At 27.3% G+C, this 17,937-nt stretch carries 14 protein-coding genes; 1 reads left to right on the top strand and 13 read right to left on the bottom strand.

The features are described 5' to 3' along the window. Positions 1-18: 18 nt before the first annotated feature. The 11 genes from Q3223_RS16335 to Q3223_RS16385 all read right to left on the bottom strand — a co-directional run bounded on the left by Q3223_RS16335 (position 19) and on the right by Q3223_RS16385 (position 15,165). Positions 19-2,550 (bottom strand): FAD-dependent oxidoreductase, encoded by a 2,532-nt coding sequence (locus Q3223_RS16335; protein WP_284181878.1) that lies wholly within the window; start codon positions 2,548-2,550, stop codon positions 19-21. Between the two features lie 107 nt (positions 2,551-2,657). Further along, positions 2,658-3,275: a PepSY domain-containing protein gene (locus tag Q3223_RS16340; RefSeq protein WP_054270110.1), complete on the bottom strand. Its 618-nt coding sequence runs from the start codon at positions 3,273-3,275 to the stop codon at positions 2,658-2,660. A 293-nt stretch (positions 3,276-3,568) separates the two neighbouring features. Beyond that, on the bottom strand, positions 3,569-5,014 hold the full coding sequence (locus Q3223_RS16345; RefSeq protein ID WP_407812208.1) for a cell wall-binding repeat-containing protein: 1,446 nt from the start codon (positions 5,012-5,014) through the stop codon (positions 3,569-3,571). 286 nt (positions 5,015-5,300) lie between these two features. Continuing rightward, positions 5,301-6,185, bottom strand: coding sequence for a mechanosensitive ion channel family protein (locus Q3223_RS16350; RefSeq protein ID WP_074179809.1), 885 nt, complete (start codon positions 6,183-6,185; stop codon positions 5,301-5,303). 199 nt (positions 6,186-6,384) lie between these two features. Then, positions 6,385-7,635, bottom strand: coding sequence for an MFS transporter (locus Q3223_RS16355; RefSeq protein ID WP_407812209.1), 1,251 nt, complete (start codon positions 7,633-7,635; stop codon positions 6,385-6,387). A gap of 248 nt (positions 7,636-7,883) precedes the next feature. After that, positions 7,884-8,648: an ABC transporter permease gene (locus Q3223_RS16360; protein WP_054270107.1), complete on the bottom strand. Its 765-nt coding sequence runs from the start codon at positions 8,646-8,648 to the stop codon at positions 7,884-7,886. Then, positions 8,642-9,367, bottom strand: a complete 726-nt coding sequence (locus tag Q3223_RS16365; protein ID WP_054270106.1) for an ABC transporter ATP-binding protein — start codon at positions 9,365-9,367, stop codon at positions 8,642-8,644. The genes Q3223_RS16360 and Q3223_RS16365 overlap by 7 nt, the downstream gene beginning before the upstream one ends. A gap of 1 nt (position 9,368) precedes the next feature. Next, complete coding sequence (locus Q3223_RS16370; protein ID WP_074179812.1) at positions 9,369-9,737, bottom strand: GntR family transcriptional regulator; 369 nt, start codon at positions 9,735-9,737, stop codon at positions 9,369-9,371. A gap of 300 nt (positions 9,738-10,037) precedes the next feature. Further along, positions 10,038-11,579 (bottom strand): bifunctional diguanylate cyclase/phosphodiesterase, encoded by a 1,542-nt coding sequence (locus Q3223_RS16375; RefSeq protein ID WP_054270104.1) that lies wholly within the window; start codon positions 11,577-11,579, stop codon positions 10,038-10,040. Positions 11,580-12,303: 724 nt separating this feature from the next. After that, positions 12,304-14,370 (bottom strand): ABC transporter permease subunit/CPBP intramembrane protease, encoded by a 2,067-nt coding sequence (locus Q3223_RS16380; protein WP_167641100.1) that lies wholly within the window; start codon positions 14,368-14,370, stop codon positions 12,304-12,306. Further along, a complete protein-coding gene (locus tag Q3223_RS16385) occupies positions 14,371-15,165 on the bottom strand; it encodes an ABC transporter ATP-binding protein (protein WP_407812210.1) in 795 nt (264 codons plus the stop codon). Between the two features lie 250 nt (positions 15,166-15,415). Between Q3223_RS16385 and Q3223_RS16390 the strand changes: the two genes are divergently transcribed. Beyond that, positions 15,416-16,366 carry a CotA family spore coat protein gene (locus tag Q3223_RS16390; protein WP_054270101.1) on the top strand — a complete coding sequence of 317 codons (951 nt, stop codon included), beginning with the start codon at positions 15,416-15,418 and terminating at the stop codon, positions 16,364-16,366. Positions 16,367-16,502: 136 nt separating this feature from the next. Here Q3223_RS16390 and Q3223_RS16395 read toward each other — a convergent pair whose 3' ends face one another. Both Q3223_RS16395 and Q3223_RS16400 read right to left on the bottom strand, forming a co-directional pair. Continuing rightward, positions 16,503-17,627, bottom strand: a complete 1,125-nt coding sequence (locus tag Q3223_RS16395; RefSeq protein ID WP_141668765.1) for an amidohydrolase family protein — start codon at positions 17,625-17,627, stop codon at positions 16,503-16,505. Positions 17,628-17,771: 144 nt separating this feature from the next. After that, positions 17,772-17,937 (bottom strand): zinc ribbon domain-containing protein (locus Q3223_RS16400; RefSeq protein WP_407812211.1); only part of this gene is annotated, 166 nt, incomplete at its 5' end.

Raw genomic sequence — 17,937 nt, forward strand, 5'->3', positions numbered from 1 at the left:
TTCGGTCTTATATTTAAACTATAGTATATCTGCTTTCATAATATCTTCAAAATCACCCTTTTCAGATATTAATCTTATCAATTTAACAGTACAACTTAAATCATTTATAAGTATAGCTCCAACTAATGAACTGTCTTTCATAAATAATTTTTTGTATATTCTCTTTCCTTCATCTTTTGATGAAATTTCTTTATCAAAATTTTGTATATTACCAATACTAAATACTTTTACATTCATTGCATCTAATGAAACTGGATACACATCACTTTCAAATGTCAAATTATCTCCACTTGCATTTGCACCTGCTATTTTTCCCATTTCCACTGAGGATGGCCATATTGCTAAACTAGTATTTTCTACTTGTGCAACATCTCCACAAGCATATATATCTTTAACAGTTGTCTGTAATGTCTTATCTACAACAATACCCCTGTCAGTTTTTACAGATGTATCTTGAACTATTTGTGTATTTGCTCTTACACCAATAGAAAATACTACCATATCACATTCAACACTATCTCCATCTTTGAATATAACTTTTTGTGCTTTTCCATTTCCATCGATACCATCAACCGCTACACCTAATCGTACATCTATACCTGTATCTCTTACACATTGCTCTAATATTTTACTACCTTCTTTATCAAGTTGTTTTGATAGTATACTATCCATCGCTTCAACTACTACTACTTCTAATCCTTTTAATCTAAATTCCCATGCAGCTTCAAGTCCTAATAGACCTCCACCAATTACCACAACTTTCTTAGATTTTTCTAAGGCTTCCTTTACACTGTATAAATCTTTTATATTTCTAAGAGTAAACACATTTTCTAAATCATGCCCTTTAATTGGTGGTATAAAGTTTCTACTTCCTGTAGCTATTACAAGTTTATCAAATTTAATGGCACCATCATTTACTATAATAGTTTTATTTACTTCATCTAACTTATCTACATTTGTTCCTAATATTACTACTATATTGTTTTCGTCATACCAAGCTTTATCTTCCATATAAAAATCTGAACCAAGCTCTTCATTTATGCCATCAGAAAGTGCAGGTCTATAGTAAGTTAATTCATCTTCATTAGAAATCATAGTTATCTTACAAGTTTTATTTCTTTTTCTTATAGCATCAGCTGCATAAAAACCAGCTGCTCCATTTCCTACTATTACAAAATATTCATCAGTATCTTTTCTAAAAGTAACTTCATCTTCTTCAACTTCTATAAATTGGTCTTCTTTCGCTCCACATACAGGACATACACTAGGAGCACTATCCCCTTCAAATACTTCATTACAAATTACACATTTAAATTTCTTAGTTTTCTTTTTACTTCCAAAAGTAGAATTTAATTTATCCAAGAATTTACCTGTATAAGAATGTAATTTTTCTAACTCTTCATTTGATGGTTTAAAGTTAACAGCAAATGGTTTTACAGCTTTCATTCTAAGCTGATTTATTCTCTCCATAGCATTTTCTATACCTTCTCCACTCCATCCATATGAACCAAATACTGAAGCAACCTTTCCACCATGAATAACTGGATTTAAGGATACTAAAATATCCCATATAGGCTTTAATGCGTCTCCTAATATTGTTGGTGTACCAAACAATACACCTTGTGATACTGCTATCTTTGCTAAAATATCTTCTTGTTTATTCTCTATTACATCAAATAAGTTTACTTTATAATTGCTGTTTTGTTCAATATATGCTTTTATAGCCTCTGCCATAATCTTTGTATATCCATGTGCAGAAACATAACAAATTGTAACTTCTTTTTCTAATTTTATTTGTTCATTTACACTCCAGTTATAATAAAGGTCTATAATTTTTCTAGGATTTTCAGTTAATACTGGTCCATGACCTGGACATACAGTATCTATATCTAAGTCTCTTATCTTTTCTATAGCAGTTACCATAGATGGCTTGAATGGTCCCATTATACAATCATAATAGTATCTTAAAGCATCTAAGTAATCCTTTTCTTCATCTTCATCAAGTGTGTTTACTATCTTATCATTACTATAATGACTACCAAATGAATCACATGTTACAAGAGTCTTGTCTTCTTTAATATATGTGTATATAGTATCTGGCCAATGAAGCATAGGAACAGAGAAGAATTCTAAAGTCTTGTCTCCAATTGATAATGTATCTCCATCTGCAACTGCAATATACTCAAAATCTTTGTTTACTATTTCATTAAGATATTTAATTGCAGTTTCTGAAGCTACTACTTTTGCATTCTTAGCTAAATCCAAAAGTTTTTCAACACTTCCTGCATGGTCTGGTTCAGTATGACTTACAACAATATAGTCTATTTTTTCAAAATCTATATTTAAATCATTTAATCGTTCAATATAATTGTCAAAATGCTTATCTTTAACTGTCTCAAATAAAACTGTTTTTTCTGTTCCTTTTAATACATATGAATTATAAGTAGTTCCATAAGGTGTATACATAATTATGTCAAATACTCTTAAGTCAGGGTCAAGTGAACCTACCCAATATAAATTTTCTTTTATTTTTAATGATTTCAATGACATACCGTACTCCTCCTAAAATAGTTATTTAATCTTTTTATACCCTGCTTGTTATATTTTAAACAAATTTTATTTAAAAAAGAAATTATTACAAAAGTAATTTAAAGCTTCTAATCTTCTTTTTCTACCTCCAATATAGTTCCCTTTTTAGAATCTACCTTTATGTCATATTCATTTTTATCTTTATCTATTCTTATTTTATAAAAAGTAACATCTAAATCTTTATCTAAACTCCATTTTTTTACTCTTCCATTTTGTTCTTTTAATGCAATCTCCATAGCTTTTTGAGGTGTTATTATATCATTTAAATCTAATTTTTCTTTTCTAGCTGCTCCATTTAAATCTTCTGAATCCAATTTTTCTGTTTTATCCTGTAGTACATCTTTTGTATTAGCGTCTATTTTCATCTTATACTCATTATTATCATCTACACCTTCAACAGTATAAACAAATTTATTTAAGTCTCTTTCAAGGCTTAAATCTACTATATCAGCATCTTTATACTTATCTTTAAATATGCTTACTGCATCTGTGTATGGTACTTTAAAATCTTGTTCATTCAAATTTTCATTATTTTTTTCATCTTTTAAATCATTATTTGACGCATTTGTCTCTTTCTTCGTATTATCTTGTGCCTGTCCTGAATCTGTAGTTGGATTTCCACTACATGCAGTCAATAAACCTGCAACAAGTATACTTACTACTAATAAATATGTTTTTTTACACATAAAAAACCCTCCTTAAATACTTAATTTATTCTATATTATGCCCTCTAAACCCTTTATTTACCCTTTTATATTAAATTTACTTCCTACTTTGCTAGTTTTAAGACTATAAAATTTATATCTACTAAAATAAATTTACTAAAACAAAATATGTTGTTTATATAAATAAAAAAAGCATTCCCCAGTACGAGAATGCTTAATTGTAATTATAAAATTATTCGATTAATACTTTTAATTATTGCTTTATTATCTTTTACAGAAGGAATATATTTGTAATTATTTTTAAAAATACTTTTTTAAATGTTATTCCAAATATCTTTATAAGCATATCCACTATAAACATCTATGAAATACCATCCATAAGTCTGTTTTGGTTGTGGCTTTGAATCTATTCTTACAGCATATACTTTTATATTATTAATATTATCAATATAAGCAGTATTTACTCTTAATAAATTAACACTAACCTTATGCTTTCTAGCACACTCTGCTAATGCTAATTCTTTCGCTTTATCTTCTGTTATCATTTTTCTATTTTCATAGTCAGCTGGGTTACATACTTCCATAATGCCACTAACATTGTATGTATATACTTTGCTCATATCATTTTTCTCTACACAATATCTAACATCACCTTCAGAATTCTCTGTGACATAACCAAATACGTAGAATTGTTTTCCTGAATATTCAAAGCTAGTATCTAATAAAAATATTAAGTCTTCATCTTCTGGATAATTTTCATTATAATAAAGTTTATCAACACCTAGCAATTTTTTCACAGCATTAGCAGCATCCTCTACTGTATATTGTTTTCCAGTATCTGAATTTCCTATATTTTTTGTTACATTTAAACACTGCTGTAATATACTATCATTTAGATTTCCTATTGCTGTTATTTTAGTTGCACTTTTTAATACAGTCTTATTGCTATTATCATCAACTAAAACTGTTGGAGTATTTTTAGCTATTGTAGAACCAGCAAGTGCATACACTAAATCTGTTCCGCTAGCTATATAAAACTCTTTTGCTCCATTATAGAACTTATTTATTATCTTCTTATTAGTATCATATCTATCTACTCCACCCAATCTAGTTGAATTAGTATCATTTACTAAGTTATCACTCATTGATGAAGTACCTCCTATTATATAACTTTCTGTTCCAGTAGTGTTAAATGGTACACTCTTTCCATCAGTTAATACTATAGGTGCTTTATCTCTAACAGCTACAGATGCAATACTCATAGCATCTGGTTCACCTTTAAAAGCATTAGTTAATATAACCTTACTAACCTTGTTAATAGCTCCTATTTCTTTTGCTACATTATAACTTGTCTTAATTCTATCACTACCTTGAAGTCTTTTAACTTCTATATTCTTACCTTTCAAAACGTTTTCAGTTGCTTTATCAATAGAACTTTCACCACCAATTATGTACACTTTATTAGCTTTTTCAACTCTTTTCATAGTTGCACTTGGTATATTATTCTTTTTAGTTAAAAGAATTGGTGCATTTGTTGCTCCTGCAAGACCACTCGCACTTAATCCATCAGCCATAGTACTATCTGCATTTACAAGTATTGCAGTAGTATAGTTTTCTCTATCTGCAATAAGTCCAGCAGTTTCATATTTATCTGCACCTTGAATTTTATCAATTTTATCAAGTGCATTTGCAGATATAGGACAACCAGCAACAAACATTGACATAGCTATCCCTAACGATAATAATTTCTTTGATTTCACAATATTTCCCCCCTTATTAATACTTCATAATTAAATTGTATAACAAGCACATATTATATGTTGTCGAAAACAAAAACTATTTCCAATCATTTAACGACATTAAATTGTAAAAAAACAAAATATTTTTTTAATAAAATATAAAAAACTCTTATATATAATATATAAGTAGTTAATTGTTTTAAGTCAAAACATAAGATTCTTATAGATATTAAATCAGCCCTCATAAGAAAAAAATGAAAAATAGGCACCCAAAGATTAAATCTAAAGGTGCCTTGACTTTATAATATTAAATTCTTTTTAGCTCTCTTAATGTTAAATCCATCTTAGGATAAGGAATTGTAATTCCTTCTTCATCAAATCTAACTTTAACCTCTTCCAATAAATCAAGATAAATTGTCCAATAATCTTCTGTATTACACCAAACTCTAACAGCAAATTTAATGGCATTATCTCCATGTTCCACTATTCCTATAAATGGTTCTGGTTCATTTATTATTAATTTATGGCTATTCACAATCTCTTTCAATACTCTTCTCACCTGTACTATATCATCTTCATATCCTACACTAAAAGTTAAGTCAACTCGTCTAGTATTCTTTGCTGAATAGTTTGTTAGGCTATCATTTGATACAGAGCCATTAGGTATAAGTATCTGCTTATTATCTGGAGTAACCAATTGTGTATAAAAAAGTCCTATTTGCTCAACTGTTCCTCCATGACCTGCTGCTTCTATGTAATCTCCTACTTTAAAAGGTCTAATCAAAAGTATGATAAATCCTCCAGCAAAATTTGATAAACTACCTTGTAATGCTAAACCTATAGCTACCCCTGCTGATGCTATCACAGCAGCAAAGCTAGATAAGCTCATTCCCCAATATTCTAAAACAATGATTACAACAGCAACTTTAAGCACACTTAAAAGAAGAGATTTCAAAAACCTTCTTAGGGTTAAATCAATATCCCTTTTTCCAAGTAATAACATTACATGGTTTACAAATTTCTTTATTATTTTAAATCCAATGGAAAGTATAAGTATACCTATTATAAGTTTTACTCCACTTGTAGTAGCCCATTCTAAAAAGCTTTCCATTATACCGCCCATATCCATTTTATTAATATCTAGATTGTTTAAATCCAACTTGCTTATATCATCTATTTTTGTCGTATCCATAAAAAACTCCTTACTTTATATTTTTAGAACCAATATTATAGTTTAAAGTTCTTATTTTCTATTTAATATAATACAATATCATTTCGACATAGTAAACAAGATTTATATTCCAATTATATCTTGGTATATATCCTTGTAATAAATATAAATTCTTTTTTATCTATAAAATATTGCATTAAATTGAATCAATAATAAGATTCTATTCAGTCTTAGAATTATCATTTTTTACACCTATATGAGATGCTGTTATAGTTATAATACTGAGTACTATAAATATCACAAATCCTCTTTTATATCCATCAACTACATTATGTGAATTTACTTGCAAAGATACTGCTATAATTAAATTAATAATACCACTACCTATAAATTCGAAAGTATTAATGACACTAGTTGCCAATCCAGAATAAATTTCTTTATTTTTATACTTAGCATCATTGAAAACTTGTAAATGAGACATCACTATACATCCCATAATAAAAAATGCTATTGGTAAAATCATTATTGGTGGTTTTACTTTATATACAACTACAATTAGAATCCATATAAATAAATCTATTATTGCTCCATATTTGATTATATTAAATTTACTAGAGCTTGTTTTAGCAAATACAAAGTCCATAATTATTGAACCAAATATAAATCCATATGTAAAAAATGATACTATAAATGCAGAAAAACTCTTACTAACCCCATAAACATCCATTATGTATTTCACTCCCCATAGACTTGTAAATGCACTTGTCAGACCTACAAAAGAGAACATTATCATTGAGTTATACCATGTTGATTTATTTTTTATAACAGACTTAATTCCATCAACAATACCAATCTTCTCTGGCTCTTCATTAGGTTCCATATCTATATTGAATCCGTATTCTCTTGGAGTATCTCTAACAATAATATACATAAAACATCCGATTACAACACCAATTATGCCTATCAATAAAAATGAATTTCTCCAGCCAACAAATTCAGATAGAAACACAAGTGGAAAAGTAGCAAGAACTCCCCCTAAATTCCCTACAAATGAAAATTTAGCTGTTGCAGAAGCAAATTCTGATTTATTAAACCATCTACCCTGAATTTTTAAAATACAAAGCAATATTACTGAGGTCCCTGCACCTACAACTATACGAGAAATATATGCTAACTCTATACTTTGAATCAATCCAAATAAAATAGAACCTAAACTTGCCATTATTATTCCAAGACTACTAATTTTTCTTGCTCCATATTTATCAATTAAGATTCCTGCTGGTATTTGCATAAATGCATATGCATAGAGGCAAAAAGATGCTATATTTGAAATTTGTATAGAATTAAAACCTAACTCATTTGATAAATTATCTGAAACAACAGCAGTTGACATCCTTAAAAATAAGACTAAAATGAATGAAAATGTAATTATGCCCCAAACACTCCATTTAGCCTTTGTATAACTTTTCATATTTTCTCCCTCAAATCTACATAGCTTTAAATTTTCTTGATATACTCTATAAAATTCATGCTTCCTAAGTGATTATATCAAGTATACATCTATTTATTACAAATTTTAACATATAGTCTCATTATACTACATCTATACATATTTAACTAGAAATAAAGTTTCATTCCTGTTATATATATAAATTAACTCCTTAAATATAAAAAGCCATCTTTGAACATTACTCAAAAGATGGCTCTCTATAAAAATATCTATTCTAAATTTAATTTTTTATCTAATATATATTTTGTAGCGAAAAATAATATTACTACAACTGCAATACTCCCAAGCATTGCAAGTGCAAAATGAGGACTTTGATAAAAATGGTATATCATATTTGTATCTTTATGTGGTAAAATTCTTTCTATAGCATTTCCAACACTTGATATTACTATATTTATAGCTATAAAAGAAACAAATGCTACTATATTTCTATGCTTGTTAAATCTTGGCAATTGACCCATTGAAATTGATGTATATAATAACAAAATAAATGATGAATATGAAATAAGCATTGTTACTGAAAATAATACAACATCTAAAAAATATTCAGAACCTTTTGTAAAAACAGTATTAAAAAAATCTAAAAATTCAGGTAAGTGTATTCCAGAAGCACTAAAAAGCATAAGCATTCCAAATGTGAACATTGCAACTATAAAACTAAGTACAGCATATATAAGTGCTGTTATACATTTAGATAAAATAAGTGAACTAGTACTAACAGGAAGAGTAAACATTAAATACCCTTCATCACCCAAAAGATTTTTTCTGAATCTTTGAATTGTAACTACAATAGTTAAAACACCTAATGCCATGAAAAGACTCGTCAATACCAGTATTCCTATTCCCTGTATTTGGAATATATCTGTGTTTATAAATATTCCATTGAATACAGCTACTACCAATATAGCTATATATAATGGTATAAATGTTCTTCCACTTGCCTTTAATTCATATTTTAATAATTTACCTAACATTTGAATTCCTCCCTAAATAATGCATCTATAGATTTTCCTTTTTCTTCTCTTATTGTTTCAACATCTCCTTGCAATACTATTTGTCCCTTAGATATAAATATTACTTCATCACATATATTCTCTATTTCACTTATTAAGTGAGTAGCGATTAGTAAAGTACTATCTTCAGAATAATTTTTTAATATAGTTTTAAGTATATATGACCTTGCAGCTGGGTCAACACCACCAATAGGTTCATCCAGGATATATATACTTGCTTTTCTTGACATAACTAAGATAAGTTGAACCTTTTCTTTGGTTCCTTTAGACATTGTTTTTAGTTTTTCATTCACATCAATATCTAAACTTTTAATCATCTCATTTGCTCTTCTAACATCGAAGTCACTATAAAAATCATAGAAAAATTTCAGTAAATCTGATACCTTCATCCAGTCATTTAAATAAGTTCTTTCTGGTAAATAAGATACTATTTTCTTAGTCTCTATTGATGGTTTCATTCCATTTATTACAATTTCACCATTATCAGGCTGTAATAATCCATTTATTAGCTTAATCATTGTACTTTTGCCACTTCCATTAGGACCTAACAATCCCACTATCTTTCCCTTTGGTATATTCAATTCAACATTTTTCAAAACCTTTTTAGTTCCATAACTTTTATTTACACCTTTAAATTCAACTATTCCATCTTGAGAAATATTATTTATATTTTTATCCATTTTATAATTCTCCTTTCAAATTTTCTGTAATAAGTTTTATCATTTCATCTTTATCATACCCAAGTTTTTCTAAAGTCTCTTTTAATGTATTTATCTCAACATTAGCTATTTCCGCTTTCATAGCTTTTATTTTTTCCTTATCATCTGTTACAAATCTTCCTTTAGTTCTTTGGCTATAAACTAATCCTTGTCTTTCAAGCTCTGTTAGAGCTTTTTGCATTGTATTTGGATTTACTTCAGCATCTTCTGCTAGTGCTCTTACTGTTTCTAGTTTAGATCCTATTTCAATCTCACCTGAAATTATTTTCAATTTTAAATGTTCTACTAATTGTATATATATAGGCTTATTATTATCAAGTTCCCATTCCATGTTTATACCTCCTTGTTTATATTATTGTATTAATAACTTAATACAATAATATAATAATACAACTTATATGTCAATTACTTTTAAATAAAATTATGAAAATATTTCTGTATATTTTTTCATACTATGCTTTTATAAAAATGCCTACTATATATCTATAATCAAAGCTATAATTATTTCCTTTTAATCTTAAATAATTTTACTATCTTAAAAAGTATATAAAAAAGTTCACAAAAAAATGAACACTGTATTAGAGTTCATTTTTAACATAATTTATTAGATTTTTATAATATAGATTAATTCCTATTTTATTGAGCTATACATAATCAATTTTTCAAATTCTTCAATTGGCATTGGCTTTCCAAACAGATATCCCTGTGCCATGTCACATTTTACTTCCTTTAAGAGCTGAAACTGCTCTTCTGTCTCAACACCCTCTGATACCACTTTCATTCCTAATTCTTTTGCCATTTCTACAACTTTAGTAACAATTATCTTACTTCTATTGCTATTATAAGTTTCCATAATAAATTTTTGGTCAAGCTTCAAAATATCCATAGGAATTTCTTTTAACATATTTAATGATGAGTACCCTGAACCAAAATCATCCATAGATATCAAAAATCCTATTTTTTTTAAATTGTTCATTATATCAATTAAGATGTCAAAATTATCAAATATAATACTTTCTGTAAGTTCAAGTTCTATATACTTTGCAGGTATTTCATATTTATCAATTATATTTTTATATGTTTCTATAAAATTATTGCAATATAAATGTATCCTTGAGACATTAACCGAAATAGTAACTGGATTTATACCTGCATCAATCCATTTTCTAAGCTGTATACATATTTCTTCAAGTACATATAAATCTAAGTTTATTACAAAACCATTTTTCTCGAAAAATGGAATAAATTCATTTGGAGGTATTAAACCTTTATTAGAACTTTTCCATCGAACAAGAGCTTCTGAACCTTGTATTTCTCCTGTATCAAGTTCTATTTTGGGTTGCAAATGTACAATAAATTCTTTATTTTCCAAACTTGAAAACATCGTATTTTCCATCTCTTTTTCTTTTATTTCTTGGTCATGAATCTTATTATCATAAAATGCATAGGAACTTTTATGTCCTCCTTTTGCCATTTTATGAGGTATATTAGCCCTATCTATAATTGAATTAATATCTCTATCTTCTGAAAGTATAAAGTAGATTCCACAACTCAAAACCAGTTTATACTTTTCCTCTTGATTATTATTAAATAAATCTAGTTCTTCAAATATAATGTTCAATCTATTTGTTATATCTTTTTCTTCTATGTATTTCATAATTATAGTAAAATTATCAGCAGATATTCTTGCAAATATCTCATCTTCAAATATATTATTTTTAATAATCTTAGTTAAGTTACGTAAAATTTCATTTCCAACTTCATATCCAAATAGGTCATTTATATATTTAAATTTATCAATATCTATATACAATAAAGCATATTTCTCTTGAGTATTTTTGCATAATATCTTATTAGCATCAATCACAAACTTATCCATAGTACTTGCTCCTGTAAGACCATCTGTATAAGCTACCTTTTGCAATTTAATTCTAAACCTTAATTTATCATATATTATATATAGTATAAGCATTATACATATCATAGTCATAATACATATTATCTGTAATGAATATTTGCTAATAAATTGATTATTAAACATAATAGATTCAAAATTGCTTAGGGAGTTATTTTGATAAAATTCATTTAAAGAATAAACTGGTATTGTATGTATAATCTGTAAAATTATACATATAAATAAAAAAAACATTAATTTTTTTTGTAAATTCCTCATAAAAATTTCCTCCCATTAAAACACCTCTATTTTATTATAAACCATTAGCAAATAAGTATATCCCAAAAGTTTCCATTTCTTGTAAAATGGATAGTTTTGAAAAGAAAATAGTAAAATTATAATATAAAAATAAAATTTTTCAGATAATTTGAAGAAAAATAAGTATCTTTTATCAATAATTATATACCAAAATAATCCAATTTATTTTATATTATACCGATATGAAATGTATAAATCAATAGTTAAGACAACTAATATACTACATTCTATAATTATAGTAACTGAAAATTTCATGAAATTTAAAATAAATATAAACTATCCATTTTACAAGAAATGACTACTTTTTCCCAAAATATAGTATTTGCAACATATTCATACTTTATTTTTTCTGTTTTTTCTTTCTATATTTATTTCGACAAACTAATTTTTAAATTTTATCCCTAAGTAAATTAAAAAATATCTAATTTAAATTTTTTAATATATCTCCTCATAATTGATTTTTTAACTATAAATCTATAAAATTAAAACTCTTTATTGTTTCATTTATATAATGAAAATATTATATAAATGAAACAATAAAGAGTTTATATAATTAAAAGATAAAGAGTTTATATAATTAAAAGATAAAGAGAATATATAAAATAGCACTAAAGTATTTTATATATAAGATATATTTATATACTTTAGTGCTAATCAATATTTAATATATATAGTAAATCTACATTTAACTTTTTAAAGATTTTCTATATAAAATTCTTACTCCCAATGCAACTAATATAAAACTTATTAAAAGAATTAAGACAAATTTAAGTATATTTAAATTGGCAAAATCGACCTCAATAAATTTGTACAGATTGGCTACATTTCCAGTTGTATAATGGCTTACTACAATTGCTATACCATTATTTAAAAAATGTAATAACATCGATACAAATATGGAACCAGATTTATATACACTATATGCAAATATAATACCCAGTATAGAGGTTGGAATTATTCTTATAAAATCCATATGCATAATACCAAATAATACTCCACTACATATTATAGCCAACTTAACAGACTTATTCTTATCTTTTGATTTACTAAATGAAGAAAATATAAATCCTCTAAAAAATATTTCTTCACATATAGCTGGCAATAAAGCTATTGTTAGTAAATTTAATAAAAACTTATCTTTCATAAACAGGGTTTCGTTTAAACTTTCAGCAACTTCCATGTTTTGAGGAAACAAGAATAAAATTAGTTGTGTTATAATCATAATAAGAATATATCCACCAATCCAAAGTACAATACTGCCAAGTATATGTTTTAACTTAGGAACTCTCAAGCTAAACACTTCTTTAAAATCAGCTTTAATATAGTATGCAAATATTAATGGTAATGAAATTATCATAAATTGTGTCATTATGATACCACCCATACCAAATTTAATTTGTACTAAAGAACCAACATAAATTAAAAGAACTAATCCCACTGCGTATAAAATAATACCATCACTTATAGTTGGTATAGAGCCTTTTTTTATATTACATCTTTTCTCTAAAAAAGAAAAACTCTTACTATTACCAAAAAGTATTTCCTCTGAATTGAACATCTTAGATAGTAATATGATTGCCAATATAACAAAAGCTATATTTGATACCAAAACTAAAGCTATTAAATTTAAATCACTTTTAAAAGATAATACACTTTTTATAAGTAGTGATATGTTTACCACAGGTATTACAGATGTTACCCTATCCAACACTATATTTGGTATCATAGAGACGTATGATGGTATCATAATAATTAACATAAGAGGAGTTATGTAGTTTTGAGCATCTTTAAAACTTTTTGCAAGTGAACATACACACATACTTATTGCTGCTACTACCATTGAAAACAGACATATACAGATTAAAGTAGTTACAATTGGTAAAATTAAATCTCCATAATTGAAATTTCCAAAGCCAAGTTGACTGCTAAGACCTCCACTAATTAAAATAAATGCCATAGTCAATCCCATAGATAAAATATTTAAAATTGCTGTTACTATTGCACTAAGAGAAACAGCCATGTATTTTCCCATAACCAATTCTAAATTTGATATTGGAAGCGTAAATAGAGTTTCTAATGTACCTCTTTCCTTTTCCCCAGCCATAACATCTATTGCTGGATATATTGAACCAAGCAAGACTCCTATTATCAGTATGAATGGCAATATTTGTCCTAAAAAATATCCTGCTACTTCTTCTGTCTTTGCAACATCTACAGTGCTATATGTTAAAGGCTCTAATGTAGATTGTACATCTAAACCTTTATCAGATAATTTTTTTTCTACAGTAAGTCTTTTGTATTTATCTAAAACAGTTTCTATTCTCTTTACTGCATTAGAAGAGTTTTCTTGAGAAGAATTCATATATATTTTATAACTTGTAGATGCTTGTTTTTCTTCTATCTTTATATAAGCATCAATTTTATTTTCTTCTAATGACTTTTTATAATCATCAACATCAAGTATTCTTATTTTTCCTTTATCATTTACATTATCTTTGCTTTCAGTATCTTTACCTAAATTATTATCTTCAATCATCGATACTAATACTTTATTTGGTTTATTATCAAAGGCTATATTAATATCCTTGCTATTCATACTATTTGCAGACATATTCATTACCTGCATCATTAATAGCATAAGTAAAGGATACAAAAGAAGTGGTAAAACAATCATCATAAATAATGTCTTTTTATCTCTCAATATATCCAACATTTCTTTTTTAAATATGTATTTTACAATCTTACTTCTCATCTAAACTTCCTCCTTTCTAGCAAGTTTTATAAATACGTCTCTCAAGTTGTTTACTCCAGATTCCTCTTTCAAACTATTTGGTGTTCCTGATGCAATTATTTTTCCATTGTGAATCATAAAAATCTTATTACATAAAGTTTCTGCTTCTTCCATATAATGAGTTGAATAAAGAACTGTTTTACCTCTTAGTTTTTCATTCTTCATAAAGTCTATTATAGATGCACTACTTAAAACATCAAGCCCTAATGTTGGTTCATCAAAAATGTACACCTTTGGAGAATGTATTAAACAACGAGCTATAGACGTTCTTTGAGTCTGACCAGTTGATAGATTCTCAATTCTATTATCTATAAATTCACTCATATCCATTATTTTTATAACATTTTCAATCGATTCTTCTATATCTTCTTTTGTCATTTCATATAAGCTTCCAAAAGTTGTTAGAAGCTCTCTAGGAGAAAGTCTTCCATATAACTTTGTGTTTCCAGACAAATATCCTATTTCTTTTTTTGCTGAATTTCTATCTATTGAATAATCATATCCAGAAACACGTATATCTCCTGATGTTGGTGTTAATATTCCTCCTAACATTCTAAGCAAAGTCGTTTTTCCTGCACCATTTGGACCTAATATTCCCACAATCTCTCCTTCTGCAACTTTAAAAGAAACATTATTCACAGCAAGAAACTCTTCTTTTCTAGTTTTTATTTTCTTTAACTTTCTTATTGAATTTTTATTCTTATCATCTTTTACGACCCTTGTAAAAGACTTGCATAATTTATTAACCTCAATCATTTATTAAATTGCTCCCTTCTTGTTTATAGATATATTTATATAAATATAACATATAAACCTTTTTTATATAAAGTTTTTTGTTTTAAAATAGAGTATCCTAGAAATTCATACTATAATTTGACAAATTACCTTTTTTTATTCTTTTATAATATCTTTTGTAACATTTTTTTACATATTAAATATAATATTACTATATAGATAAACTTAATCATCTATATATTCAAATCAAAATATAAAAGGAGTTCATTTAATGGAAAATAATAAATGTAGAGAAAATTTTAGATTTTCTCAAGAATATGAAGAAGGTTATATAAATACAAATGATAGATACTATGACAACTATCAAATAGAGGATAGATATTATGACAATTATCAAACAGAGGATAGATACTATAATTATCCAAACAAATGTAAAGAGCCTAAAGTAGCTGAACATTGCTGCTGCAAAAAAAGTATGAAAGATGCATTAGAACTTTTAAGATATGATGCTATAAGACCTTTTGTTAATTTTAATCAGTTTGCTTTTATTTCAGATTTCTTTATAGTTGGTGCTTATTTAGTAGGTATAGATTACTCTCTACCTCCAAAAGATAATCTATCTGGACTTAATGCTACTTTTAAAAGATTTTCAGCTTGTAACTGCGATTTAATAGATATATCTGGTCAAATATATTATCCTAAACCAATTCCATTGACACTTGGCGGATTAGTTAGTTCAATTGGCACTATTCCAGGTATAGCTGAATTAGTTGCTCTTATAGAGGCAGCAGTACCTGCTAATATAGACCTAGGAGGTATATTAAATTCAATACTTGATGATATAATTGATTATATAGTTGCTACAATCAATCCACTAACAACTGTAGATTTAGCATCATTATGTTCTCTTAAAGCTGTTGCTTTTAATGTTGCACCTGGAGATTATAATGATTTTGTGGCAGCTTTAGGATATTATCTTGATAAAAAACAATATAAAGATTGTAATTGCAACTGTGATTGTGATGATTGTTGTTGTAATAAAGGTATACTTGACAACCTTTATACTTCTAAAATAAATAATCAAGTTACTGTAGTAGCTGGTAGTTTAGTTCTAACTGGTGTTGAAGTTTTAGGTAAGAAAAATGATGTTTTAGTACTTGGAAACTCTAATGACTCAAGAATATACTTTGTATGTGTAGATTCTATAGATTATATTGCATAAAACAATTTTAAAGTACTATATTTAAATATAAAATAGCATATAGTTTTTAAAATATAAAATATTTGATTATTGTTAATAAAAAAGAGTGCCTATGTAAAATAACTTTAGACGCTCTTTTTTATTTTTATATTGACTTCTATCTAACTTTTTTACCAAGCTTAAATACTGCTAATACATCAGCTAATACATCTATATTATCTATAGGATTTCCATTTACAACTATAACATCTGCTTTCTTTCCTTTTTCTAAAGTTCCATAATTTTTATCAATTCTTAAAAGTTCAGATGCAGTTTTTGTAGCAGCCACTATTACATCCATATTATCCATACCATAATCTGACATTAGTTTCATTTCATAATATGTCTTCCCATGTTCATTGTAAGAAGTTCCTGCATCAGAGCCAACTGCAATTTTAATTCCTTTTTTATACGCTTTTAAGAATGATTCTTTATGTGGAATAGCGACAATTTCACACTTTCTAAGAGTCGCCTCAGTTATTCCACTTTCTTTTCCTGCATTTAGAATAAAATATGGAGCAGCCACAGTTGGAACTAAGTATGTTTCTCTTTCTAGCATCAAATCAATTATCTCATCATCTAAATAAACACCATGTTCTATAGAAGTTATTCCTGCAAGTACTGCATTTTTTATACCAGTTCTACCTTGTGCATGCGTAGCAGTTATTTTTCCTGCTTTTACAGCCTCCTCTACAGCAACCTTCATTTCTTCCAAAGTCAATTGTGGTGAACCTGGCTCAACACCATCAGTCGTTACACCTCCAGTTGCCATTATCTTTACACAGTCTACTCCATTCTTTAAGACTGTTCTAGCTGATTTTCTACATTCATCTATACCATCACTCTCAATCCCAAAGTAATATCCATGTCCTCCTGTCATACATATAACTGGACCTGAAGCAACTATACCAGGACCATCTATAGACCCTTTGTCTACAAGTTTTTTAAGTTGTACATCCACATATTTAGGACAACCTAAACTTCTAATATATGTTACTCCTGAATCCAAGTAAGCATCAAGTTGTTTTATTGTATTTACCACAAGCTCTACATCTGATACATTCTCATAATAAACTTTTGGATTTCCAACTGGCTCCATTGTCAAATGAACATGACAATTCATAATTCCTGGCATAACAGTTTTATCTAAGTAATCATATACATCATATCCATCCAAATCTTCTCTTATGTCTTCAATTTCAACTATAGTATCTCCCTCAATAATTACCCCCTTATTTTTCATAATGCTATTTCCTGTTCCCTGAACCTCCCATGACTAAAGTCACAGGGTTCCTGCTTCATAGAATTTTGCATACTGAAATATGTCTTACCAATTCTCCACAGGCTATCCCCGTAGTTCCTACGGTTCTTACATAAGTTATCTATTTTAAACTCTTATTAGTCTTAGTCCTTCTTTTAGTATATTTATACTTGCATTTATATCTCTATCGTGAGTTACATTACAACAAGGACAAATCCATTCTCTTATACTTAAATTCTTAACTTCCTCGTTTTTGTACCCACATTTATTGCATATTTGTGAACTTGCAAAG

The sequence above is a fragment of the Clostridioides sp. GD02367 genome (assembly GCF_045900275.1).
GTDB classification, from domain to species: domain Bacteria; phylum Bacillota; class Clostridia; order Peptostreptococcales; family Peptostreptococcaceae; genus Clostridioides; species Clostridioides difficile_A.

Excerpts from the sequence above, each read along its gene's own strand:
- Q3223_RS16335 (WP_284181878.1), bottom strand. The coding sequence starts at position 2,550 with ATGTCATTGAAATCATTAAAAATAAAAGAAAATTTATATTGGGTAGGT.
- Q3223_RS16340 (WP_054270110.1), bottom strand. The coding sequence starts at position 3,275 with ATGTGTAAAAAAACATATTTATTAGTAGTAAGTATACTTGTTGCAGGT.
- Q3223_RS16350 (WP_074179809.1), bottom strand. The coding sequence starts at position 6,185 with ATGGATACGACAAAAATAGATGATATAAGCAAGTTGGATTTAAACAAT.
- Q3223_RS16355 (WP_407812209.1), bottom strand. The coding sequence starts at position 7,635 with ATGAAAAGTTATACAAAGGCTAAATGGAGTGTTTGGGGCATAATTACA.
- Q3223_RS16360 (WP_054270107.1), bottom strand. The coding sequence starts at position 8,648 with ATGTTAGGTAAATTATTAAAATATGAATTAAAGGCAAGTGGAAGAACA.
- Q3223_RS16365 (WP_054270106.1), bottom strand. The coding sequence starts at position 9,367 with ATGGATAAAAATATAAATAATATTTCTCAAGATGGAATAGTTGAATTT.
- Q3223_RS16370 (WP_074179812.1), bottom strand. The coding sequence starts at position 9,737 with ATGGAATGGGAACTTGATAATAATAAGCCTATATATATACAATTAGTA.
- Q3223_RS16375 (WP_054270104.1), bottom strand. The coding sequence starts at position 11,579 with ATGAGGAATTTACAAAAAAAATTAATGTTTTTTTTATTTATATGTATA.
- Q3223_RS16380 (WP_167641100.1), bottom strand. The coding sequence starts at position 14,370 with ATGAGAAGTAAGATTGTAAAATACATATTTAAAAAAGAAATGTTGGAT.
- Q3223_RS16385 (WP_407812210.1), bottom strand. The coding sequence starts at position 15,165 with ATGATTGAGGTTAATAAATTATGCAAGTCTTTTACAAGGGTCGTAAAA.
- Q3223_RS16390 (WP_054270101.1), top strand. The coding sequence starts at position 15,416 with ATGGAAAATAATAAATGTAGAGAAAATTTTAGATTTTCTCAAGAATAT.
- Q3223_RS16395 (WP_141668765.1), bottom strand. The coding sequence starts at position 17,627 with ATGAAAAATAAGGGGGTAATTATTGAGGGAGATACTATAGTTGAAATT.